This is a genomic window from Pradoshia sp. Z6_59, from assembly GCF_058267515.1.
Map to the genome: position 1 here is coordinate 1 of NZ_JBZCPP010000014.1, position 24,160 is coordinate 24,160.

Here is a 24,160-nt window from a genome sequence, read left to right on the forward strand (position 1 = left end):
ACAGGTTCTTTCTGGTTACAACTTAGTTGTTACTGTATTTGCTGGACTTCTTCTGTATTAAAATCAACTGTATATTTCTTTATAACTTTTTCGTTACCATTTACCGTTTCATACACTCTAATGAAATATTTTGTTCCCTCTTCTTTATAATAGTCAATTGTAAGTTTCTTCTTTTCTTCATTATTTAGTTGTTTATATACAAGAACTTCCGCATCATCCTTAGATAATATGTTTTTTTCTTCTGCAATTTGGTCATCAAGCGTATTGTCGCTGTCTATTTCACCGTTATTAGTTGTTGAACCGTTAGAACAAGCTAATAAAATAGTGGTCATAACAATCATTTCTAATAAAAGAATTAAACTTCTATTCAAAAAATCACCCCTGATACTATTCTTTGTTAAAATTCTTAACTCTTATTAAACAATCCTGCCCCTTTAGCGAAAAAAGAAGTCCTATAAAATTGAAACTAATAGAATTTTTTATCAAACTTTATTGAGCCATATTAGAAATTCAATCAGTTTCTAAATCTCTATACATTTGTGCAGAATTGGATGGAACAAATACGATTGGATATCTTTCACCTAATTGTTTTTTTACTTCTTGGAATAATCGCAACCCCTTTTCATTATGCCATTCCTCTAGCTTTACACCATTTTCCTTTAATAAATCAGTTTCTAAATCAATCCATTTACCATATTCCGATACCCATTCTAATAGCTCTTCCTGTATTTTATCTGATATAGGAAATTCATCTATCTCAAGGTTTTCTCCACAATCATTACACCAGAATGGGTCAGCCATAAAATCAGCTTCAAATTTATATGAATTATGTTTGCAATTTCTTTTTTGCTTCCAAAACATTAGGTAATCCCCATTTCAAATTTATAAGTGAACATTGCAAATATGCGATATTACAATCATACTTTTTATATCCATCTTCTTCCACTAACCTGCCCCGTTAGTTCTATAAACAACTGAGTTAATAAATATACCTAAAAGTCTCATACTTTCCCAACCTGATAATAGTCTTAAATTCTTCTCCACCATTTTTATCTTCTAACAAAACATTCACTTTATCATATTTCATATTGTAATGTCTCTTATCCAGAAAGTATGATTTTCTAATCGTTGGATGGTCAATAATTGGTGATAAGTCGCCATCTATCACATTTGTATCTACAAATGAAAATTCAATTAGGTTAGGAAAATTAGTTAAAAAATTCAGATTCTCAAGATTACCACAAGAATGAAGGATTAAAACTCGAAGATTTTTCAAACAGAATAACTCACCACTTGGTACAAACTTCTTAGATTGTTGAATATGTAGATGTTCTAGAGTATCTGCTAATACAGATATACCATCATCACTTTGTAATTTTGTACAATAGTGTAATTCTAACCGTTTTAATTTCTTCATTTTTTCTATACCGAGGAAATTTTGTATATTAGATAAATTCATTTCTAAATAGAGGAGATTTTCTGGAAACCCTATAAAGTTGCCTAATTTATTTTTTCTATGATCCCACAGGGTTAAATACTCAATTTTTTCAAGTTGAATCTCACTAAGCTTATCTTCTTTTAACTTTAAGTAAGCTTGCAGATGATCTGGTATTTGTTCAAACCAAATCGTACTATTTTTCCAGTTATCCAATATGAATCACCTCAAATATTCCAGTTCTCTTTTATTTTATCTTTTGACCTTCTTCAACTAACCTGCCCCGTTAGTAAAAAGACATATTAATGTTTATCACGATTTTCCTTTAAAAGTTCTATGACTATAGCATTTTGTTTTTCAATCGACTTTAAGCTCTTTTCAATTGTACTTGTAGAGATAACTATCACAATTGGAATTGCAATTCCAACAAAGACCAATCCAATCTCCTCCATCCCAACCCACTTTGTAATAGTTTACCATTTAAATCCCTTATAGAGCTAAACTGCCCCGTTTGTTGAACAAGCCATCTTAATTCGACTGTACCACAAATTGGATATTTATATCCTTTTATTCAAGAACAACAATCTATACAAAAACAGCCTTTTTAAATCACTCGTATTTTCTATATCTAAGGGACGTAAAGTGTTCGTTTGTACTTGTGTTTTTTTTATATCTGCAACGTTTAATGAAAAGCTGCTTTCCTGTACTTTTTCAAATCCAAACTTTGGATAAAAATCCAAAACGGTTTCATTGGCAAATAAGTAGATAAAGTCCGTTTCATTTTCATATTTTTCAATGATATGGTCCATCAATTTCTTAGATAATCCATGATTTCGATAATCAGGATGTGTCATAACGGTACCAACTTGAATAGCTTTATAATCTTTACCATTACATACAATTGTCATTTTGCTGATAGAGGTATTAGCAATTACTTGCTCTCCATAAACGTATGAATAACAAATATAATCATCCTCAAACTGCTTCATAAGACCATAAAAAAAGTTACCCAGTAAAATAGTCTTAGCCTTTGATTTATTTAATTTAAATTATATTTTACAAAAGCTGTAAGAAAAACCTTATACTTTATTCATAAATAAAAATAAGCCAATGCGATAACGAAAACGCATTGGCTTACTTTTATCTATTATTCTTTTTTTCATTTAATACGATTCTTTGAATACTCTTTACAGATAAATAATAGTTAGCACTTAATATATTCATATCAATACCAGCTAGATAATCGCTATATATTTTTTTATTCCTTAAATCCAATTCTGTTCTTGTACTTGTGTTGGTTCCCCAGCTTTTTTATTACTTTCTTCCCTTGGGATATAGATGTATTCACCATCGACATATTTTTGAATTTCCTTCAACAGTTCAGACGGTAAAAGATCAATAGCATTAGTATAGCTCATTTTCGCACTCCTAATAATTTATTTAGTTTTATTAGAAAGAGCAAAAGCTATATTATTCATTATCACATAGCCTTTGCTATGCAGCAAAAATATACTTTCTCATACTATATCCTCCCCTTTGGGGAATATATCCTAATCAATCTTTAATAAATCATAACATAAAATAACAGCTATAAATATTAGTAAAACTATAAATCTCGGTATACTTTTGAACTTACCATCACCATTTTTTCAGAAGTTAACTACACATCAATGTACAGGCAAATGGATAAGCAATCCTATGTTATATAAAAGCCATAAACTATACATAAACAGCCTATTAATGACTTGCCCTATTCTCTCCCTGATTGGTTAAAATGGAAGGTTACTCAGTTTTCCGCCTAGTTAACCTACCCTAGGTTCATGTGTAATTATTCCCTTTTGTGGTACGTATATCTATATAGATTATTATTAGGAGGAATTATACAACAATGGATTATGTTTGGTACGCAAGTTACGGATCCAATTTACTAGAGAGCCGCTTTCATTGCTATATAAGCGGAGGGACACCTGAGGGTTCTACAAAAAATGAACGTGGGTGTACGAATCCTGCTTATCCAGCAAAAGTAGCCCCAATTTCACTTCCCTATGAGATGTACTTTGCAGAATATTCAGGTCGCTGGGATGGCGGTGTCGCTTTTATCAATACCGATAAGGATACGAATACGCGAACATACGGCAAGAAATACCTAATTACAAGTGAACAGTTCAAACAAATTGTACAGCAGGAGAATAACAATTATAAGATGGAGATAAATCTTGAATTGGCCAAAAGTGTTCATACCTATTCCTTTAACGATTCTTGGTATGGTAATATTCTCTACTTGGGCGAGGCTGAAGGTTATCCGATTTTCACCTTTACCGATAGTCGAAATATCTCTGAAAAGGTTATAACCTCTCCATCCCTTCCCTATTTAAAAAATATTTATTATGGACTGGCTGATTTGTACAAGGATGATAAAAATTTAATTCATTATTTATATTCCAGAAAAGGTGTATCAGATGCCTATTCTATAGCTGACTTAGAAAACTATTTTAACTAGACCTAAAAAAGCACTCCAATTGTCAATTAAGTGTATAACAATTGGAGTGCAGCATTTAAATGGTGACTTATATTATTTTAAATCAGTTCGTCAGCTTTTAATAAAAATTCCAGATCTCTTTGTTGAATAAATTGTCCTGCATAATTAGAGGGTATGTCTTGCTTCAAAATTTCAATCGCTATTTTGATTGGCACCCATCTTAATACAAATCCGTCGTTAATCTCATCATCTGTATACATTGGGTCTTTAAGTTCACCTGTAGTTTTTGCAATATATCCATAAGATATCTGAAGAAGCTCTTCATTATTACGGTATTCAATAGTAAGTCCCAGTTCCTTAATATCTTCTATTAAGGTTCCTACTTCCTCTTCTACCTCTCTTTTTAATGCATCATAAATAGTTTCATTGCTTTTAATGCCTCCACCAGGCAATTTATGATAGTTTCCATTTGTAACGAACAAGAGAGCAATCTCATCACGGTCGTTAATGACTACAGCTCTGGATGCCTTTCTAATACGGTATGCTTGATCCGTATACTGTTCTGACGCATCATCATAAATTTCCTTGATAAGTTCCATGGTTTATGACCCCTTTTAAATCTTTCTAATAATCCACAGTATGATTATATATAATTTTAGCTTTCTGTGTAATATATATTATACATATTCATAAATAAAACGCATGAGACCTGCCTCAAAGCTAAATATGATATAATACCCATAATTATATGTATATTATATATATTCTTAATGCACAGAATTATTTATTTATAATAAGATAGTAAAATTTTAGTAAATATAGATAAGGTGGCTAAAATGAATGACATTAAAGGAAAAAGCAGTACAATTTGCAACACATGCACATTCCGGACAAGTACGTAAGCTGTCAAATGAACCTTATATTATACATCCTTTGCAGGTGGCTAAAACTCTTGAAGAGGCTGGTTTTTGTGAAGAATTGGTGATTGCGGCATTATTGCACGATACTGTGGAGGACACAGATACAACGATTGAACAGATTGAAAAGGAGTTTGGATCTAAAGTTGCACATTATGTTTCTGCTCATACAGAGGACAAAACAAAAACATGGGAAGAACGTAAGCAACATACACTTGAGCTTGTTAAAGAAGCGCCTCTTGAGGTAAAGGCTCTTATTGTTGCTGATAAATGGGATAATTTAAAATCCATGACTGCCGGACATGAATTATTGGGAAATCAAATTTGGAACTGTTTTAAAAGAGGACTAGATTCTCAGGAATGGTATATCAGAGGGGTTGCAATGAATAGCTTTTATGGTTTAGACGATAAAGAGATCCCAGAGTTTTTCCATCAATACGTAAAAGACGTAAATAGCTTTTTTGATTCTATAAAAGATAACAACAATTAATTTGTCAAACAAGGACCTATCTTAAGGTCCTATTTTCAATCAAACGCTCTCCCATAAAAGAAAACCTCTTCATAAAAAGAAGAGGTCAAACAGAGAAATATTTTTCATACGGACTGACATCTATTTTTTCGATTTCTAATTTTTTTCGAAGAAATTTGTGATCGCGTTTTGGTGTTGCCAGAATATACCCTTTAATAATGAGATCAATCGTTATCTTATTAGCCTTTTCTTTAAGAGCAAGTTCACCGATTCTCCCGGCAATTTTATGCCTCGCTACATCTCGAAATAATTCAGGAACCGGGCTTACTAGTTCTTCTAAAAAATCTTTTTCTTCTTGATTCCATAGATGCCTTGTCTGATTAACAAATTCCACTTCCCAGTCCATATCTGATTTTCCATCTTCTTTCGGCAGTTTTTTTAAGAACTTCCGAAACATAAAAAATCCACCGATAGCCATAAAACCAATCATAAAGACAACCCAAAATAGGATGAACCATAAAAACCATCCTTCTAACATAGTTTATTCACCCCAGTTAAGTAATACACAATTTCCTAATCTAACAATCATTTTCCATATATTATTATAACAAACAGATGGAAACCTTCAACTAAATTGACTGATAATTACTAATCGAAGGATACAAATTTAGTATGAGTGATGCATTATTTCCAACCATGATTTTGAAGAAAAATGAAGAGATTTGCAGAAAAAAGGGGGTATTGCGTAAATATATTAAAGATTTTGGCGTTTTCTCTACTGTTTTCCCTTATTAATCAAAATTATTTTGAATTGTCAGAATTATTAATTTCTGATATAACTAAAGATAACAATCTGACTGTATTAAAGAAGTAATGAATATATTGTATAGTTTCCTCATATCATTCAATCTAGATATTTCTTTAATCTAATCAGGGTTTGTGGTTCAACTGCCTATTTTTGTTAAGGGTCAGATTGGTTTGTTGCATTTCCACTACTTTAAGGAGGTCTTTACTTAATGGGAAAAAAAGTACACAGACGCAGGGAAGTCAGACGATTACTTCGAGAAGAATTAAAGAAGATGGAATCAATAACCAAGCAACAGCCTAATGAACAATTAACGCCAATCGGAAAATGAGAAAATTAATTTAGCGCTATCGCCTATCGAACAAAGGCACCCAAAATACATGTATTCTGGGTGCTTTTCTTATTATGACATTTTTTATGTATAGACCATAAATTTTCGACAACCAAGAAAAAAACATGTAAAAATACACTTGAAAATAAAATTTATTTCTTACTTTCTAAGTCAATATTCCCATAGCATTTCACACCTCTATTACCTAATTTTATATAATTTCTATGTTTCTTCCTAAAAACGCTGGGTATGTAATAGATTGTACGAGCAATCGCTCAAAAAATACTATTATATACGGAGGTATGAATATGTTTTTCCATAAAAAAGAACTTCAATTTGAAGCTAAACCAACTAGACCAGATCCATTGATGGCAAAGAAAATTCAAGAACTGATTGGTGGACAATATGGTGAAATGTCCGTTATGATGCAATATTTGTTCCAAGGCTGGAGCGTACGCGGCAACGAAAAATATAAAGACCTTTTACTTGATATCGGTACTGAAGAAATTGGTCACGTTGAAATGTTAGCAACTATGGTCGCACGTCTTCTTGATGACGCACCACTTAAAGATCAGGAAAAAGCAATGGCTGACCCAGCAATCGCTGCTGTACTAAGCGGTATGAATCCACAACATGCTATTGTTTCCGGATTAGGTCCTCGTCCACAGGACAGTGTTGGTAACCCTTGGATGGGAAGCTATGTAACAGCAAGCGGCAACTTATTGGCTGACTTCCGCTCTAACCTGAACGCTGAATCACAAGGTCGATTAGCAGCAGTACGTATTTATGAAATGACAGATGACCCAGGAATTAAAGATATGCTTGCCGTTCTTATTGCACGTGATTCTTATCACCAAAATCTTTGGGCGAAAGCAATCGCTGAATTAGAAGAACAAGAAGGATTACTTGTTCCAAGCACATTCCCACGTGAAAAAGAACGCTTAGATATCGCTTACTCTTTATATAATTTCTCTGAAGGCGAAGAAAGCAGCATGGGAAGCTGGGCAAGCGGTGAAGCTCCGGATGGACAAGGTGAATTCCGTTATGAGGCTGTGGTTCCACCTGCAGAAGGCGCAAAACCAATGTTAAAACCAGCTCCACTTGAAACACATAACACATTGCCAATGGACACAGATAAATCAATCTTATAAACTTAAATATATTAGATTGGCGTATAAAGGATTTCAGAATAGCAATTATTCTGAAATCCTTTTTTATTCTTTGAATCCCCTGCTCTTCTTATCCTTATTTTCCTACTGCATCCCCTATTATTTATAATCCTACAAATCCTTCGTTGCTCTGTATTAGTTAAAAGTATTTCAAATATTGAAATGTCCATAATTCCGGTGGACAATAGGCGCTCATTCAACTGCCTATCCCCTTCTCCCCATTAAACGCTACTATTTTCTCATCGTATTTATGGAATAAAACAATACTTGTTCAATTGACATCTCAATTCTATCTGCAAATTCTTTGATTGAATAGTCCGATATCAGAAGGAGATTTTGAGAATGGCTGCCCTTCTTTATTAATTTATTATCTAAAGAATCCTTCGCTCTCTTTTGGTTATGCTAAAGGCATATTTAGTGAAAGAATGGAGGTTTCTTCATGAATAATCCACATGTGAAAAAACTTGATGATATCGAAAAGGAATTCAGGACAAATAGTAAGCTTGGCTTAAGCGATGCACAAGTCGCGGAACATCAAGCGAAATACGGACTTAATCAATTGAAAGGTAAAAAACAGAAGTCGCTCGTCCAACGTTTCTTTGAACAATTTAAGGATATCATGGTCTTGATTCTAATCATCGCAGCTGCGGTTTCCTTTTTCGTCGCCCTTAAAGGCCATGATACAAAGGAATATATAGAACCAGTTGTTATCCTAAGTATTGTTATCCTGAATGCGATACTTGGAGTTGTACAGGAGAATAAGGCAGAAAAATCACTAGAGGCACTACAGAACCTTTCCTCTCCACGGGCAAAAGTCATCCGTAATGGAAAATTAACCGAAATTGAAGCAAGCCAGATTGTGCCTGGTGATCTAATCGAATTTGAAGCTGGTGATTTTATACCGGCAGATGGAAGATTAGTTGATGCAGCTTCCTTAAAAATTGAGGAATCAGCTTTAACTGGAGAGTCCGTTCCAGTTGAAAAGGATCAGGATGCTACGGTTAATGAGGATGCACCTCTTGGAGATCGGGTGAATATGGTTTTCTCAGGGAGCAGTGTTTCCTATGGTCGGGGAAAAGCAATTATAACTGGAACCGGAATGGATACACAAATGGGCAAGATTGCCGAATTACTTGAATCTGCAGACCAAGGTCAGACACCGCTGCAGCAAAAACTAGGAAAACTAGGAAAGTACCTCGGCTTACTGGCACTTGCCATCAGTATTGTAATCTTTGCTATCGGATTCTTCTCAGGAATGCCGATACTCGAAATTTTCATGACTGCAGTATCCTTAGCCGTCGCTGCTATTCCAGAAGGTTTGCCAGCAATTGTCACAGTTGTTTTAGCACTCGGCGTCCAGCGCATGGTCAAACGAAATGCTATCATCCGCAGGCTTCCAGCAGTTGAAACCCTAGGAAGTGCCTCTGTTATTTGTTCTGATAAAACAGGTACACTTACACAGAATAAAATGACAGTCATCAAAGCCTGGGTTAAGGATGAACCAGAAGATATAACTGACCATGTTTCCGGTCCAATCAAATCCTTGCTTCGTCTTGGTTCACTTGCATCAAATGGGACCGTTGAAATCGTAGACGGAGAAGAAAAGCACATCGGCGATCCAACAGAGACTGCTATTCTTTCAGCAGCACTTAAAAATCAGATGACAAAGGAAAGCCTTCATGAAGCAGCACCCCGTGTTGGTGAGATTCCTTTTGATTCCGACAGAAAGCTAATGACAACCATCCATGTAATAGAAGGAAAACCTTATGCTCTTACAAAAGGTGCTTTTGATGTATTGATGAACCGCTGTAAGACTGGGGATTTTGAAGCGGCCAAGAGAATAAACAATCAAATGACGGACGAGGCTATGCGTGTTATTGCTGTTGCTTACAAGGAACTTGACAGTGTTCCTCATCACCCAAATAGTGATGAGATTGAGTATGATTTGCACTTTGTCGGCTTGCTTGGAATGATTGATCCTCCACGTGCAGAAGCTAAGGATGCCGTACAGGTTTGTAAAAGAGCTGGTATCCGCCCGGTTATGATTACAGGTGACCATATTGGGACGGCAAATGCTATTGCCAGAGAACTCGGTATCTTAAATGCTGGACAAAAATCTCTTAGTGGAGCAGAACTTGAAAAAATGAGCGATCAAGCATTAAATGACTCAATCGATGAATACTCTGTATATGCACGTGTGTCACCGGAAGATAAAATAAGGATTGTCCGCGCCTGGCAGCAAAAAGGTGCAATCGTTTCAATGACAGGTGACGGAGTTAATGATGCTCCTGCCTTGAAGGCAGCTGATATCGGCTGCGCAATGGGCATAACTGGCACGGATGTCGCAAAAGGAGCATCTGATATGATTTTGACGGATGATAATTTCGCGACAATTGTCGATGCAGTAAAAGAAGGTCGCGGTACCTATGATAATATTCGCAAAGCCATTCAATTCCTGCTTGGCACCAATATGGGTGAGATATTTATTGTTTTCATTGCCATGATTATTTGGCAACAAACACCGCTCCTTGCCATCCATCTTTTGTGGCTGAACTTGGTGACAGACGGACTTCCTGCACTCGCTCTTGGAATGGAACCTGTTGAAGAAGATATTATGAAGAGGAGACCAAAGCCGAAAGCTGAAGGAATTTTTGCAGGCGGACTCCTTTACCGGATCGTCCTTCAGGGGTTGATGTTTGCTGTCCTATCCTTAATCGGTTTCTATCTGGCAGGAGTCAATCTAAACTCGTTAGGCGCGGCCCAAACAATGGCTTTTCTTGTTTTATCACTTTCGCAGCTCTTTCATGTACTAAATGTGAGAACAACTAAATCTATTTTCCAATCCGACATTCGTGAAAATAAATATATGATTCTTGCCCTGCTTGCTTCACTTTTACTTATAGTTGCGATTGTATTTATACCACCGCTTGCTTATATTTTCGAGGTTACTCCTCTTCCTTCTGAATACTATCTGATTGCGCTTGGACTTGGATTTGTACCGATCATTGTAATTGAGATTGAAAAAATGATCAGAAGAACTAAGACAGCATAATTACAGCAGTTAAAAAGCACCCAACTCAATGAACTGCCCCGTAAAAGTTAGACACTAATCTAATTTTTACGGGGGGTTTTTTTTATGGCAAAATTAACTGTTGAACAAAGGATCCAAGCAGTTCAACGTTATGTAAATGGATATGAAACCATGAATGCAATTGCGAAAGATATTAGTGTTACAACACGGGTTATCGGTGACTGGGTTCGCCTTTATCAAGCGAACGGTATAGAGGCATTCTTAAAACCCTATACAAACTATTCTGCTGAGTATAAAATGAGTGTACTAAATTATATGAACGAAACAGGTACATCTTCAATTGACACAGCTGCGATATTTAACATTTCATCTCCAGGCATGATTCGAAATTGGAAGAAGAAGTTTGAAATTGGCGGTTATGAAGCCCTTGTTTCTAAGAAAAAGGGGCAATCATCCATGAAAAAGAACACGAAAAAAACAATGAAGCCTGTACCGGCTGAAGGATCTGTAGAAGAACTTGAAGCACGTATAAAGCAACTGGAAATGGAGAATGCATATTTAAAAAAGTTAAACACTTTAGTTCAAATGCAAGAAAAATTACCAACCAAATCAAAGTGCAAGTAATTTATGAACTAAAGGAAATCTATGAAGTGGTGGAATTAATCAAAGTCGCTGATATTCCACGCAGCACTTATTATTATTGGGAAAAGTGTTTGAGTCGTGCTGATAAATACGCCAGCGTGAAAGCCGCCATTCATTCCATTTATCACGAACATAAAGGGCGTTATGGGTATCGTCGAATTACTAAAGAATTAAAGAAATATGGTTTCCATCATGATCCAAAAACAATTAATAGATTGATGAATGCAATGGGCATTAAATGCGAAGTTCGAATGAAAAAATACCGATCTTATAAGGGGAACGTCGGGAAAATTGCACCAAACATTTTACAACGGGATTTTAAAGCAGAAAACATGAATGAGAAATGGGTAACAGACGTGACAGAATTTCATCTGTTTGGTGAGAAACGTTATTTATCGCCAGTACTAGATTTGTGTAACGGTGAAATTATTGCCTATTCGGTGATGAGCCGACCGGTGTATAAATTAGTTGACGATATGTTAAAACAAGCAATAGCTCGTCTTCAACCTGGTGATGAAGTCATTCTTCATTCGGACCAAGGGTGGCACTATCAAATGAAACAATATCAACGAACATTAAAGCAACATAAGATCACACAGAGTATGTCCCGTAAGGGCAACTGTTTAGATAATGCAGTCATAGAAAATTTCTTTGGCTTATTAAAATCCGAGCTGCTTTATCTACAAGAATTCGACAGTATGGAGCATTTTGAGAAAGAGCTGGCAGAATATGTTTACTATTATAATAACAAACGAATGAAATCAAAATTAAAAGACCTAAGCCCGGTGGAATACCGAACTCAGGTCCTTGAAGTAGCCTAAATACATATGTCTAACTTTCTTGGGTCAGATCAACTGGGTGCTTTTTTCAGTCCTTTTCCCCCTAGGTGTTATTAAAACAGCCTCTAGTCTATTTTTATTTTTATGATCTTCCTCAAAAATATCCTCAATTTCAAATACAGTTGTATTTTTTGAAACAAATTCAACACGATTAACATGCTTCGGGTTATATAAGTCCTTGATTTTAACCTGATCTAAGTTTATTTTGGGATTATCGAATTGACTTGCAAGCCATATGATTATTTCTTTGGTGGTTAGCAGCCATCTGAATTCTTCTTTATCACTATATATGGGGAATCTTGTATGAGATTTTTTCTTAATACAGGCCAATATATCCTTCAATTTGTCTTCTTCGTAAAAATAAAAGACCTCTTTTGATGATATGGATAAGCCTGTTTTTGGTTGTTCAAATTCATCAGCTATCCTCTCAATATCTTCAACAATGTCCTTATGAGGCTCAGCAATATAAAAATCACTGTCTATCTTTTCATGCACCAATGCATTTCTCAGTTTTGCATATTGGCACAAGTCTTTTTCATAATAACGAAGCAGAATGTGGCTTCCCCTTACTCACCAGTTCTGAAAATTTATCTGTATTTGCTTGTTTGACAATATCTTTTAACACTTTATGAATACGGTTAAATGCAGTTTCATAGCGTTCAGCTAATGTTAATTCTGTCTTTGTAACCATGTACTAATTCTCCTCATCATTTTTATATTATGTATTTACCCATTTTTCTTAGTTATGTGCATTTTAACCCTAAAATTCCACAAATTATTCGTTTTTTAAAGTGTTCTTAGATTCATCGAAGAACTCAATACTTTATTGTGTAATAAGAATTTAAAGTTGCTCTACGTCTCTACATTTTACTTTGTTTCGTAACTCTTTAATTTACGTTCTCCTGCTATAAGGTTATTTTTCATAAATAAACTGCAATTTCTTAATAAAACAGACAAAAAAAACCGACCATTCAGTCGATTTTTAATCATTTATACAGAAGTAACCGTATTATTACCTGCCTGTGTATCATTTAGTATGTTTTCAAACTTTTTATATTGGAAGTACATCGCTATTCTCCATGGCACAATCATTGAAAAAGCCAACAGCCAGAACATTCCTCCTGTTTCACCCAAATCAATCGATGAACTTAAGAATACCTTCAGAATGGTTCTGATTAAAATAAGTCCTATAAGAACAATTCCAAATGCTTTAGACCGTTTCATATATATTTGATTATCTTTAATTTCAAATTTGGATGTCTTTATTAAAAATATGGAAAAAAACATGCCCAGTATAATTGCCTCGAGTATTTCCATTCCTGTTAACCGAAAATACGGGAAAATATACATAAGTGCACCAGTACTCATAAAAAACGGTGGCAATATAATCTTTTTGATTGAGGCCGGTTTTTGGGATGCCTTCATCCTAACTGCAAAAACTAAAAGTCCCATTATTACTGCAAGTATAGTAGATACTGCAAACATCATATATCATCATTCCTTTTAGCATACATAAATTTCAACTGTTTATTACGATTTATGTTAATCCAAGACACGATTGATCGCATCTATTACCCTTATCTCTTCAAAGGGTTTTATGATAAAGTCTTTTGCACCCGCTTCTATAGATTCTCTGACAATCTTTTGCTGGCCCATTGCCGAACACATAATGATTTTGGCATCCGGATATTTACTCTTAATTACTTTGGTTGCCTCTAATCCACTCATTAATGGCATCGTTACATCCATAGTAACCAAATCAGGCTTATGCTTTTCATATAGATCAATTGCCTCTATACCTGATTCTGCTTCTCCAACAATGTGATGATTTCCTTTTTTAAGGATAGCTGCCAACGTCAACCGCATAAACTTTGCATCATCCACTATTAGAATATTAGCCATCTTTAGTTCCCCCTGTTACAAAATAAAAGTATAAATTCTGTGTTGAATATGATTAAAACTATTTAAAAACCACTCCACCCTCCGAATAAAGCAATAAAATAGGAGCTTATTTTGGTCATCCAATCAAAAAACAAGACGATTCCCATTAGAATCATTAACATTCCGCCTGCCTTCATAACTTTATCCGAGTTACGCTTGATCCAGCTTAATTTTCCAATAAAAAAAGACATAATAAAAAACGGAATAGCAAATCCTAAAATATATGCTAACATGTAGAACATACCAGATTCCGGGTTGGTCCCGGTCATCCCTATGACAACCATTAAAATAGGTCCAGTACATGGAGTCCAGCCTGCTGCAAAAGCAATACCAATTAAAATTGATCCTATATAACCACCCGGACGATTTTTAAATTCAAAACGGTGTTCTTTCATAAGAAACTTGGGTTGAAAGAACCCAATTATAATTAATCCAAAAAAGACTATAAGAATAGCGCCTAATTGCCGGATAATGTCTCCATAGTTTTCAAAAAAGGTTCCAATATAAGATGCACTGAATCCAAGAGCTATAAAAATAATGGAAAACCCAATTAAGAAAAAGAAAGTATGTAATAGGCTCCTTTTATGCATCATCGCGTTATCATTTTTTAATTCTCCAACCGACATTCCTGTTATATAAGAAAGAAAGGCCGGATAAAGCGGAAGACAGCATGGAGAAATAAAGCTGAGGAAACCTGCTCCAAATGCCAAAAAAATATTTATATCACCCAAATGAAATTACCCCCACTGTTTCTAATTCATTCCATCTTACATTGTACCAAATTACTCCATATAAAGTAACTGTCTGAGCAGATGATAAAGAGTATAGTTTTTATTTTTAAATATATTTTACATTTTTAGTAAAATTTATGTATAATAGTTTTATTCTAATTCTTTTATGTAAAAATATTGTAAAATTAAACATTATCAACTAAACGAGGAAGGATCTGCAACCATGGATAATCAAGAGTTGTTAGATAAAATAGAAATCAAGCGTGCAGAACTAGTTGCTGTCGTCTCTCAGAACGGATTATCATCTCAAACAACCATTCAATATAGCCAGGAACTCGATAATCTGTTAAACAACTATCAACCTGAAAAAACATATAATAGATCAAAAATATCGTGTTAAGCGAAAAGATAAGGTAAACCCAAACAGTTAAGGGTAGAGCCATGAAACCACTCTTTATACACTAACACACTTTTAAAACAGGTTCAGGGATCGACTAAAAGTATATATCGGTAAATTCAATAAATCGCACCCGATGAATCGGATGCGATTTATTTAGTTAGATATCCTTATTTTAGCTTACATCTTTGTTGAAACTTGAGCGGATACCATTTTGGAGTAAATACATTTTATAATAAAGCCCTTGCTTAACCAGCAGTTCCTGATGTGTTCCCTGTTCAACAATTTGGCCTTGATGTAATACAAGTATAAGGTTAGCATCCTGGATCGTAGAAAGACGGTGGGCAATTGCAATGGTCGTTCTGCCCTTTCTCATTTTTGCCAGGCTTTTTTGAATAGCCTCTTCTGTTTCTGAGTCAATATTGGCTGTCGCTTCATCGAGAATAAGAATTTTAGGATCCCTTACGATTGTTCGTGCGAAGCCAATCAACTGCCTTTGACCGCTCGAAAATGTTGCTCCCCGTTCCACTACTAAATGATTGTATTGATCCGGTAACTTTTCAATGAAGGATTCCGCCTGAACAAATTTTGCTGCTTCTTCTATTTCATTGTCCGTTATTGTTTGATCATGCAAACTAATATTATCTTTAACAGACCCATAGAATAAGAAAGCATCCTGTAATACAAGTCCCATCTTCACCCGCAGTTCTTCATTTGAATAACCTTTTATGGATTTCCCATCAATTAAAATATCTCCTCTATTAAATTCATAGAAACGCATAATCAAATTTATAATGGAACTTTTTCCGCTACCCGTATGTCCTACAAGCGCAACTGTTTCACCCTCATTGACTTTAAAGGAGATGTTTTTTAGTACATCTCTCTTTCCATCATAAGAAAAACTAACATTTTTAAATTCAACGACACCCTGCTCGATTTTATACGTTTGAATGCTATCTGCCCCGGGGGCTAACTCTTCTTCATCCAAAACAGCAAATACTCTTGATCCAGCCACAATTGCCTGCTGATATAAGGATAATCTTTGCATCACTTGGTTAACTGGTTCAAAAAAACGATCAATATAGTTTACAAACGCATACAGAACACCTATTTCAACTACTGAATTCATCGAATTGATCCCAAAGTAACTGAGCACAAGAACGATTGCAAATATATAAACTAGATCTATGGCTGGCCTTAGCAATAACCCATCTATCTTAATACTCCTCATTCCTGCTTCATAATGTTTTTGATTAATCTTCTCAAACTCATCCTTTAAGCGTTTCTGCTGTCGAAACACCTGAATAATAGACATCCCTTGGAGAGATTCATTTAAATTGGCATTCAACTGACTTAGTCTTTCCCTGAGTTCTTGATAAAAAACACTGCTGAATTTACGATAAAATCTCATAAGCAAATATAAAATGGGCAGGATGAATAAACAAAACACAGCAAGCCTGACATTTAAAATAAACATCGCAACAACCGTCCCTATCACGAAAAATCCACTCGATATAAAAGCTGCAATCACAGTCACAAACATATCCTTAATTGCTTCTGTATCATTAGTAACCCTGGATACAATCGCTCCTGCAGGTGTTTTATCAAAATATCTCAATCCAAGGCTCTGTACTTTACTGAATACATCAACCCTAAGCTGCTGAATAATTTTTAAAGCGACAAGCTGGAACGAGAATTCTTGAAAATAAGTGATAAACATTTTGGCAAACAGGAGTATCAAATACCCGATTGCCAATATAGCTATTGGCTTATACTCCATATTCATAGGTGTTAAATAATCATCAATGAATATCTTCACTAAAATAGGACCTGTGATGTCAGCCACTGTCGCAAGAAATAATAAGAAAAATGCTCCTATTAATCTCTTTTTATATGGTTTGGCATAGGATAAGAGTCGGAAGAGAATGGCTCGCTGTTCTTTTCCTGTTATTGATTTAAGTTCATCCATCCCTTATCCCCCCTGTTCCACTAATTCTTCTAATTGTTGCTGTTGGTACATCTCTTTATACCAGCCTTCCAAGTCCATTAACTCCCTATGCGTACCTCTTTGAATGATTTTACCCTCCTTGAGAACAATGATTAGATTGGCATGCTGGATAGCACTCAACCGATGGGATGTGATAATCGTTGTTTTGTGTACTCTGTTTTCCTTTAAATTCTGGAGGATCGTTGCCTCTGTTTTGGCATCGACTGCCGATAGTGAGTCATCCAAAATTAAGATTTCAGGATCAAGCATCAATGCCCTTGCTATACTGATTCTTTGCTTTTGACCGCCAGAAAGTGAGACTCCACGCTCACCTACAACCGTATGATATCCTTCCGTAAAGGCTTCAATATCAGAGTGAATATATGAAAGTATTGCTGCCTCTTCAATTTCTTCTTGTGTAGCATTCGGTCTAGCAAAAGCGATATTCTCACCTACCGTTGCTGAAAATAAAAAAGGATCCTGCGGTACATATCCAATTGCTTCTCGTAAGGATCTCAACGTATAACTTTGGTTTTCATGTCCTCCAATCCTTATACACCCTTCTGTTGTCTCAAATTCCCTAATCAACAATTTTAATAAGGTCGTTTTACCTGCACCCGTTTTCCCAACTATTCCAAGAGTTTCACCTTTTTTTATTGTAAATGAGAGATCCTCCAGTACAGGATTCTTTTCATCAGGATAAGTAAAGGATGAAATCTCAAATTCTATATCACCACTGGCTCGTTCGTTAAGAGCACCAACTTTATCTAAAACATCAGTTTTCTCAGCTAGGAGTTCAGCAATCCTATCATAAGAGGCGTTCCCACGTTGCACGATATTAAATAAGAACCCAAAAGCAAGCATCGGCCAAATCAATAATCCCAGATAGGTTGAAAAGGAAACAAGTTCACCAATCGTCAAACTGCCCTCCATCACATATTTTGCGCCAACAGCGATTGAAATAAAATAAGAAAGCCCCGCCATTACACTGATCGTTGGATCAAACAAGGCATCTATACGGGCCACAGATATGTTTTTATCTACTACATCATTAGAGGAAGAACGGAAGGATTCAATATCCTCTCTTTCCTGGCCAAAGGTCTTGATCACTTTAATCCCATTTATGCTTTCCTGGGTCTTATCATTCAATTCAGAAAAGGCGGCTTGAGCAGACCTAAATCTTTTATGTAATAGCTTCCCATAATAGCTTGTTGAGACGGCAATAACCGGCATAGGAAGCAATGCAAACAAGGTTAAACGCCAATCAATAAAGGCCATAGCCAGGACAACAAACCCGCCGGTTGTTAGCGAATCAACCAAGGATAGGACACCGCTGCCTGCGGTTTGCTGGATTGCATTTAAGTCATTGGTCGCATGTGCCATCAAATCCCCGGTGCGCTTACGCTGGTAAAAGGATGACGACATATTCGTAAAATGATCAAATAATCGATAACGAAGTTCTCTTGCTAACTTCACGGCTGAACCAAAAATTTGGATTCGCCAAAAATATCTCAATATGTACATCCCAACACCCGAAGCAATTAAAATAGTCATCCATTTCGAAAGACCTGTACCTGTCAGGGAATCATTGTTAATTTGATCAACTACAATCCCTATAATTCTAGGTGGAATCAGTTGCAAAATAGCAACGAATAATAACATAATGATCCCAATTATGTACGCTTTTTTTTCTTTCTTAAAAAACCATTTTAATTTTACAAAGATTTTCACAAACGCCCTCCTTTTCTCTTTTATAAGGCCTCCTTATTTTAGCAAATCAAATAAACCAAAGAAAGATTATTTCAAACTTTCTAAATAATTATATAGGTGTGCTTTATCAGTTGCTCTACACAGTTAAACAGAATGTTTTGTATATTTTTTACAAAAATGCTAACTGTCTAACTAAATAAGTGATATAATTGTGATATCACTTTGATATATAGGAGGCGTTAAGATGGGTGAAAAAAATGCAGTTAAAATGAATGGTTATTTAGGTGTCCTTGCAGGGTTGGTCATTATCGGCATTAGTGCTTATCTATTGGTAAATGGATCAACTGTACTTCCAATCGTATTATTAATAGCTGTTGCCGTATTATTATCTGGCATCACCATTGTCCAACCAAACGAAGCAAAAGTATTAACATTTTTCGGAACATATGTAGGAGTTATACGGGATCAAGGTCTATGGTTGGCAATACCTTTTACTATCAAATCCAGCGTTTCACTGCGTGTCATAAACTTCAATAGCGATACTCTAAAGGTAAATGATTTAGAAGGTAATCCGATTGAAATTGCTGCCGTGGTGGTATACCGCGTCAATGATAGTGCGAAGGCAACTTTTGATGTGAAGGATTATAAAGAATTTGTCCAAATTCAAAGTGAAACGGGAATTCGTCATATCGCAAGCCAATACGCCTATGACCACTTTGACAAAGAAACCGATCTATCATTAAGGAGAAATAGTGATGAAATTGCTGTTTTTTTAGCAGAGGATTTACAAAAACGTTTAGAAGTAGCTGGTGTGGATGTGCTTGAAGCACGAATCATGCATCTAGCCTATTCTTCTGAGATTGCTTCCGCTATGTTACAAAGACAACAGGCCCAGGCTGTGCTGGCTGCCCGTAAGGTAATTGTTGATGGTGCCATAGGAATGGTAAAAAGTGCGATTGACCAATTGGCGGATGAAGATATTGTTGAACTTGATGAAGACAAGAAAGCACAAATGGTCAATAACTTAATGGTTGCAATTGTTTCAGAAAAGGGTTCGCAGCCAATTATTAATACAGGAAGCATTCACTAGGTTTTTAAGATGGCCAAAAGAAAAGCATATCCGCTAAGAATAGATCCTAAACTTTATGACGCAATTGAAAAATGGGCAGATGATGAACTTCGCAGCGTAAATGCTCAAATAGAAATCCTCTTAAAAGAAGCCGTAAAAAAAGCAGGCCGATTGAAGGATGATCAAGATCGAAAAAATTAATCTCTTTAGATTTTTAAATATCTTATTAATCTCTATCTATGTTTGAGGATGGGACATAACTTATAAACGTTCCTGAAGAGACAAACGATATCTATTTTCGACTTTGTTACTTATTAAAGAGTTAAAAAAGTTCGTTCCATTGCGCGCTTACTCCACTCGCTTTCCATGGGAGGAAGGCTTTAGCCTCCTCGGCTGTGCCTTGCTCAGGTCTCAGCCTTTCCTCTATTTCCCGCAGGAGTCGGTGGCTTCCGCTCCATTCCACTAAGTTTAATAATGGTATATAGAAGTAACTAATCTATTGAAAACAAATAAAAATCCGAACTATTAGGCGAAATATAAATATCACCTAGTAGTTCGGATTTATCATTGACTGAAATACGTATGTCCCAGCCTCTCTTTATTAGATGTAATTGTAATGTCTTGAACTTATTACAAAAAAACGGTATTCAACTGGCTTAATATAGGGTGAATAGTATAATAAAATAAAACTATACCTTATATTTAAAGGTTTTGAGTTTGATTATATATAATCAAACTTTTTATTTGTATAGGGGTACAACCCACATTTCGGAAATGTTGTACGTTAAGGAACTTTAAAAATATGCACAATTTTATTCAACATCATGATGAACACAGCCAGCATCAAAACACGCTGAACCTGTTGCTGGTACTAGCTTTGTGGAAACGTGCATAAAACACCGTATAAATAATGTGACATATGAAAAGCGCTAAACGTTGAAATAACAATACTTAGCGCTTTTTCTTATACCCCCAAACTTTGATTTGGGAACATTATTTTGAATGAAATTGTATAAGTAAGTTAGACTGCTAAGCTCCAAATTAACTGAACTGCTGTTGATTTAAAATAATGTTTAATCAAATTTATGCCGCTAACCTTAATTTTATAATATAGAAAAAGATTGATTAAAACTAATTTAACGCCGTTGTTAATTCAATATTTTCCTAGAGATTAACTCAATGTTTCGTCTTTTACAGCTTGCAATATTTCTTTTGACCAAGCTAATAATAGTTCTGTATCCTTGTCCAAATCGACTTGTGCATTATTTTTTAATGAAATGAGACGAGTTATAACATCAGTGTCGTAACCCTTTGTAACTGTTGATAATTCATTTAGTTGGGAGATGAATTCAGTTTGTTGTAAAAAAACATTTCCTTGAATCGCAAAGCGAGCGTTTTTAAATAAACCATGAATCATTTCAGTAGACTTTCCATGTAAATAATTGTGTAGGGTCATGTGATAAATGTTTCCAGCTGTTGAACGGACAAACTTTTTCACATGAGCTGTTGTAATGGCTGTTTTCGAAATAGCTAGCTGCCCATAGATGGTTTTTGTATCATAGATAAACGTAAATAAATCTGCTTTATCCCAAATATTGAGGTCATCCATCCCCCCTACAAAGCCACAAAGTAAATGACGGTCAGGCATCGTTTGGACGACTACTTCGTATCTTTTTAATTTATCAATAGTTAGTGTATCGAAAATAACAACTACATCAATATCGCTGTTTTCAGTTGCTTCATTGCGAGCGCGACTGCCTTGTAAGCCAATGAATTGGATACTCTCTCCGAATTCATTGAGTAATGTTTCTTTAAATTGTTGTAACCATTTGTTCATTTTGCATCAACCTTTCTTTATTCGCCGCGGTAAATGCAGTAGGTTTTGTTATTCTAGCATAAGATAATGGTTACTGGAAGTAATCTAAAAGGGGGGTATCGCACCCTTTTTATAAATACGTAATATCGTTCCCAAAGCGACGTTTGGTAACTTTAATTATAGTGCATTACAGTCCCCAAAATCGTATTTGGTAACTTTTTTATCTCTTAACGTTGTAGATCAATGCCCTGTTAGCTTAGTACGTGAGATTAAAATATTTTAGACATAAAATACTCGTTATAAAATTCATCATCGATTAGCAATGATTTTCTTTTTATACCTTCTATCACAAATCCACTTTTCTTGTATAAAGAAATACCTGCTTCATTTTGAGTAACAACTGTTAATTCCAATCTTGATATATTAAAGTTTCTTGCCCACTCTTCTAATCTTTGAAATAAACTTGTTCCTATACCGTGAGCTCTGTATTTTTCTAAAATACCAACCACTAGATATGCAGAGTGCTTTGTTCTCTTTACGCTACCGCCAATGGCTATCAAATAGCCAACAAGTTCTCCATCTTCTTTTTCTGCAACAAATATTGTTGAATTACTTTGCTTCTTAATACTTTCTAATTGTTTACGTTGCTGTTCAGGAGTGGTTTTTCTTTCTCCTGCTTCCATAAGCATAAACTTAGCTTCTGATTCAACTTGCTTAATTAAACATATAAATTTTTCGGCATCCAAGGGTTGTATCTCTCTAATTAACATTATTAAATCCCCCACTAAACAATATCCAAAAACCTAATAGGCCAAGACCTTCACTGAAGATAACCTGCATACTAATCATTCTTATTTGTCCTCAATGGTTAATTTCGCCTTCAAATACGTGAAACCAGATGAAATAGTTATTAGATGGGTGGTTATCCCATAGTCGATCTTCATATAACCAATCATCGTTTAGTCCAGCCCCTAAAGAACACATCATTTAAACAACACCATTGATTATTATTCTATAAAAGATTTTATAATCCTTCTTCCGCTATACTTATATGCCGTCTTTAACAACATAAAAAGACCATCTCCTTCTGAACATTTTTCAGAAAAAGACGGTCTAATTGAAGATTAACCAATTTGACTTATGTATCTAAAAAAAGATAAACCAAATTACAAAAATTAATCTATACAGTATGGTGACGACACCTTAGAATCCAGACAAGGCTTATTTCCCTTGTTGTTTGTTCATCGCATTCATCATTTGATTTACTTTCTTTTGGGATGGCTTCATACCCATTTGTGTCATCATCATTTTAATCATTTGTTCATTGATTGGTGGGTTTTTCTTTAAATAGTCCATCATGTATTTACGGGCGATAAAGAATCCTAAAGCCACACCAGCAAGCAAAGCAATCACTGCCGTAAGAATATAATATAGCATACCTAAACTACCTCCTCCGTGCTGTCACAAAGACATTGTACTAAACCAAAGTAATAATACCATAACTATTGTGATATTTCTATCAGATTTTGATACAAACAGACATAATAGAATAAATTCCACGGCATTTATAACGATTTTATAGTGGAATCTGTTTTATTCTGCTTCACACATATAATCTCTGTTTAATAGGCCTGAGCCAAGCGCAACGATCTTTGGTTGTATCCAAGGCTAAAAAATATGGATTCCACTGCCTGAGCCACTCAAAAAATATGGTCTCACATTCATATGTTCCAGTAGCATGCAGAATCAATGAATGATTGCGATATCCTAAGCTTGCTTCGCTTTGGCCGACATTTCGCTTTCTGATATAATATACCCCATTTTCCATATAACAATCTTTATTTTCCAATAATTGATTTTCCATAAAAGAGGTAAAAAGCTGTGCATGAATCTTTTTAGTAACAAAGTTAATTTGCCTGCGAAGTATTTTTTTCTTATCTCCTTCAGATTGTTCGTAATCCTGGAATAAATTAAAAAACATATATTCTCGTCCATAGTAATGACGTGCAAATTCATTCTCTATTAAATAAATAATATAAGTGCGCATACTCTTACCTCCAATTCTCTTTACATATAGTATAAAAAACTATTGTTGCATATTATGTAAAATGAACGTGCAGAGTTGTTCTAATTTTGTCGAGCGGATTAATTTTTTGACTTTTCAAATTAATCTCTTATACCCATTATACATATGATTTACTCTTTTCACTATCAATCATATGTATAATTCTGTAATTTGACTGACTACATATTCAGAACAAAGAAAGACAACACTGGGAAGGATTCCTGGCGTTGTCTTTCTTATTTATCCAATTAGATTGAATTCTGAACACTTCTACTTAAATACTTCGTTGATTACACATTTATTTTTTGGCGAATTTTTCGTTAGGAT

The 24,160-nt window shown here is 35.1% G+C and carries 27 protein-coding genes and 2 pseudogenes; 9 read left to right on the forward strand and 20 right to left on the reverse strand.

Features of this window, described 5'->3' with window-relative positions; all coding sequences use genetic code 11:
- Positions 1–29: 29 nt before the first annotated feature.
- The 6 genes and pseudogenes from AC4D4B_RS13950 to AC4D4B_RS13975 all read right to left on the reverse strand — a co-directional run bounded on the left by AC4D4B_RS13950 (position 30) and on the right by AC4D4B_RS13975 (position 2,853).
- Entirely contained in the window at positions 30–371 is a 342-nt protein-coding gene (locus tag AC4D4B_RS13950) for a hypothetical protein (RefSeq protein ID WP_491000282.1), read from the reverse strand.
- A gap of 139 nt (positions 372–510) precedes the next feature.
- The gene (locus AC4D4B_RS13955; RefSeq protein WP_491000283.1) at positions 511–861 is read right to left on the reverse strand and encodes an immunity protein CdiI family protein; all 351 of its coding nucleotides are present in this window, start codon (positions 859–861) and stop codon (positions 511–513) included.
- Between the two features lie 118 nt (positions 862–979).
- Positions 980–1,651, reverse strand: a complete 672-nt coding sequence (locus AC4D4B_RS13960; RefSeq protein ID WP_491000284.1) for a hypothetical protein — start codon at positions 1,649–1,651, stop codon at positions 980–982.
- Positions 1,652–1,737: 86 nt separating this feature from the next.
- Positions 1,738–1,887 carry a hypothetical protein gene (locus tag AC4D4B_RS13965; RefSeq protein WP_491000285.1) on the reverse strand — a complete coding sequence of 50 codons (150 nt, stop codon included), beginning with the start codon at positions 1,885–1,887 and terminating at the stop codon, positions 1,738–1,740.
- A gap of 233 nt (positions 1,888–2,120) precedes the next feature.
- Positions 2,121–2,415, reverse strand: a pseudogene (locus AC4D4B_RS13970) (GNAT family N-acetyltransferase); the annotation flags it as partial.
- 285 nt (positions 2,416–2,700) lie between these two features.
- Positions 2,701–2,853 carry a hypothetical protein gene (locus tag AC4D4B_RS13975; RefSeq protein ID WP_491000286.1) on the reverse strand — a complete coding sequence of 51 codons (153 nt, stop codon included), beginning with the start codon at positions 2,851–2,853 and terminating at the stop codon, positions 2,701–2,703.
- A gap of 470 nt (positions 2,854–3,323) precedes the next feature.
- Between AC4D4B_RS13975 and AC4D4B_RS13980 the strand changes: the two genes are divergently transcribed.
- Positions 3,324–3,935 carry a hypothetical protein gene (locus tag AC4D4B_RS13980; RefSeq protein WP_491000287.1) on the forward strand — a complete coding sequence of 204 codons (612 nt, stop codon included), beginning with the start codon at positions 3,324–3,326 and terminating at the stop codon, positions 3,933–3,935.
- 77 nt (positions 3,936–4,012) lie between these two features.
- On the opposite strand, the gene AC4D4B_RS13985 is transcribed toward AC4D4B_RS13980, so the two are convergent.
- Complete coding sequence (locus tag AC4D4B_RS13985; RefSeq protein ID WP_491000288.1) at positions 4,013–4,513, reverse strand: NUDIX domain-containing protein; 501 nt, start codon at positions 4,511–4,513, stop codon at positions 4,013–4,015.
- A 241-nt stretch (positions 4,514–4,754) separates the two neighbouring features.
- On the opposite strand from AC4D4B_RS13985, the gene AC4D4B_RS13990 reads away from it, so the two are divergent.
- Positions 4,755–5,321: an HD domain-containing protein gene (locus AC4D4B_RS13990; protein ID WP_490994593.1), complete on the forward strand. Its 567-nt coding sequence runs from the start codon at positions 4,755–4,757 to the stop codon at positions 5,319–5,321.
- A gap of 85 nt (positions 5,322–5,406) precedes the next feature.
- Here AC4D4B_RS13990 and AC4D4B_RS13995 read toward each other — a convergent pair whose 3' ends face one another.
- Positions 5,407–5,838 carry a DUF2621 domain-containing protein gene (locus AC4D4B_RS13995; RefSeq protein WP_490994594.1) on the reverse strand — a complete coding sequence of 144 codons (432 nt, stop codon included), beginning with the start codon at positions 5,836–5,838 and terminating at the stop codon, positions 5,407–5,409.
- A 134-nt stretch (positions 5,839–5,972) separates the two neighbouring features.
- On the opposite strand from AC4D4B_RS13995, the gene AC4D4B_RS14000 reads away from it, so the two are divergent.
- The 4 genes from AC4D4B_RS14000 to AC4D4B_RS14015 all read left to right on the forward strand — a co-directional run bounded on the left by AC4D4B_RS14000 (position 5,973) and on the right by AC4D4B_RS14015 (position 12,099).
- On the forward strand, positions 5,973–6,095 hold the full coding sequence (locus AC4D4B_RS14000; RefSeq protein ID WP_491000289.1) for a hypothetical protein: 123 nt from the start codon (positions 5,973–5,975) through the stop codon (positions 6,093–6,095).
- 649 nt (positions 6,096–6,744) lie between these two features.
- Positions 6,745–7,587, forward strand: coding sequence for a manganese catalase (locus tag AC4D4B_RS14005; RefSeq protein ID WP_490994596.1), 843 nt, complete (start codon positions 6,745–6,747; stop codon positions 7,585–7,587).
- A 457-nt stretch (positions 7,588–8,044) separates the two neighbouring features.
- Positions 8,045–10,657, forward strand: coding sequence for a calcium-translocating P-type ATPase, PMCA-type (locus AC4D4B_RS14010; RefSeq protein WP_491000290.1), 2,613 nt, complete (start codon positions 8,045–8,047; stop codon positions 10,655–10,657).
- Positions 10,658–10,741: 84 nt separating this feature from the next.
- Positions 10,742–12,099 (forward strand): IS3 family transposase gene (locus tag AC4D4B_RS14015; RefSeq protein ID WP_491000291.1). Its coding sequence is split into 2 segments (ribosomal slippage): positions 10,742–11,210 and positions 11,210–12,099, totalling 1,359 coding nucleotides; the frame shifts between segments, so codons are not numbered across the junction.
- Positions 12,100–12,123: 24 nt separating this feature from the next.
- On the opposite strand, the gene AC4D4B_RS14020 is transcribed toward AC4D4B_RS14015, so the two are convergent.
- From AC4D4B_RS14020 to AC4D4B_RS14040, 5 genes are all read right to left on the reverse strand, one after another.
- Positions 12,124–12,612: a CBS domain-containing protein gene (locus tag AC4D4B_RS14020; RefSeq protein WP_491000292.1), complete on the reverse strand. Its 489-nt coding sequence runs from the start codon at positions 12,610–12,612 to the stop codon at positions 12,124–12,126.
- 40 nt (positions 12,613–12,652) lie between these two features.
- Entirely contained in the window at positions 12,653–12,808 is a 156-nt protein-coding gene (locus AC4D4B_RS14025; RefSeq protein WP_490994599.1) for a hypothetical protein, read from the reverse strand.
- 299 nt (positions 12,809–13,107) lie between these two features.
- Positions 13,108–13,605, reverse strand: coding sequence for a CcdC family protein (locus AC4D4B_RS14030; protein ID WP_491000293.1), 498 nt, complete (start codon positions 13,603–13,605; stop codon positions 13,108–13,110).
- Between the two features lie 54 nt (positions 13,606–13,659).
- Entirely contained in the window at positions 13,660–14,019 is a 360-nt protein-coding gene (locus AC4D4B_RS14035; protein WP_490994601.1) for a response regulator, read from the reverse strand.
- A 62-nt stretch (positions 14,020–14,081) separates the two neighbouring features.
- A complete protein-coding gene (locus tag AC4D4B_RS14040; RefSeq protein ID WP_066103982.1) occupies positions 14,082–14,789 on the reverse strand; it encodes a cytochrome c biogenesis CcdA family protein in 708 nt (235 codons plus the stop codon).
- 223 nt (positions 14,790–15,012) lie between these two features.
- Between AC4D4B_RS14040 and AC4D4B_RS14045 the strand changes: the two genes are divergently transcribed.
- Positions 15,013–15,189 (forward strand): Spo0E family sporulation regulatory protein-aspartic acid phosphatase, encoded by a 177-nt coding sequence (locus AC4D4B_RS14045; protein ID WP_490994603.1) that lies wholly within the window; start codon positions 15,013–15,015, stop codon positions 15,187–15,189.
- A gap of 172 nt (positions 15,190–15,361) precedes the next feature.
- On the opposite strand, the gene AC4D4B_RS14050 is transcribed toward AC4D4B_RS14045, so the two are convergent.
- Entirely contained in the window at positions 15,362–17,155 is a 1,794-nt protein-coding gene (locus AC4D4B_RS14050; RefSeq protein WP_491000294.1) for an ABC transporter ATP-binding protein, read from the reverse strand.
- A gap of 3 nt (positions 17,156–17,158) precedes the next feature.
- Positions 17,159–18,904, reverse strand: coding sequence for an ABC transporter ATP-binding protein (locus tag AC4D4B_RS14055; RefSeq protein WP_491000295.1), 1,746 nt, complete (start codon positions 18,902–18,904; stop codon positions 17,159–17,161).
- A 223-nt stretch (positions 18,905–19,127) separates the two neighbouring features.
- Here AC4D4B_RS14055 and AC4D4B_RS14060 point away from each other — a divergent pair, with 223 nt between their 5' ends.
- Together AC4D4B_RS14060 and AC4D4B_RS14065 are read left to right on the forward strand one after the other, a co-directional pair.
- Positions 19,128–19,973 carry an SPFH domain-containing protein gene (locus tag AC4D4B_RS14060; RefSeq protein ID WP_491000296.1) on the forward strand — a complete coding sequence of 282 codons (846 nt, stop codon included), beginning with the start codon at positions 19,128–19,130 and terminating at the stop codon, positions 19,971–19,973.
- 9 nt (positions 19,974–19,982) lie between these two features.
- Positions 19,983–20,153: a type II toxin-antitoxin system antitoxin gene (locus AC4D4B_RS14065; RefSeq protein ID WP_490994607.1), complete on the forward strand. Its 171-nt coding sequence runs from the start codon at positions 19,983–19,985 to the stop codon at positions 20,151–20,153.
- A gap of 970 nt (positions 20,154–21,123) precedes the next feature.
- Here AC4D4B_RS14065 and AC4D4B_RS14070 read toward each other — a convergent pair.
- The 5 genes and pseudogenes from AC4D4B_RS14070 to sirA form a co-directional block, all read right to left on the reverse strand.
- Positions 21,124–21,789: a nucleotidyltransferase domain-containing protein gene (locus AC4D4B_RS14070; RefSeq protein WP_491000297.1), complete on the reverse strand. Its 666-nt coding sequence runs from the start codon at positions 21,787–21,789 to the stop codon at positions 21,124–21,126.
- 248 nt (positions 21,790–22,037) lie between these two features.
- On the reverse strand, positions 22,038–22,538 hold the full coding sequence (locus AC4D4B_RS14075; RefSeq protein ID WP_491000298.1) for a GNAT family N-acetyltransferase: 501 nt from the start codon (positions 22,536–22,538) through the stop codon (positions 22,038–22,040).
- 91 nt (positions 22,539–22,629) lie between these two features.
- Positions 22,630–22,731, reverse strand: a pseudogene (locus AC4D4B_RS14080) (DinB family protein); the annotation flags it as partial.
- A gap of 258 nt (positions 22,732–22,989) precedes the next feature.
- Positions 22,990–23,205, reverse strand: coding sequence for a YneF family protein (locus tag AC4D4B_RS14085; protein ID WP_490994610.1), 216 nt, complete (start codon positions 23,203–23,205; stop codon positions 22,990–22,992).
- Between the two features lie 166 nt (positions 23,206–23,371).
- A complete protein-coding gene (gene sirA / locus AC4D4B_RS14090) occupies positions 23,372–23,815 on the reverse strand; it encodes a sporulation inhibitor of replication protein SirA (RefSeq protein ID WP_490994611.1) in 444 nt (147 codons plus the stop codon).
- Positions 23,816–24,160 lie beyond the last annotated feature (345 nt).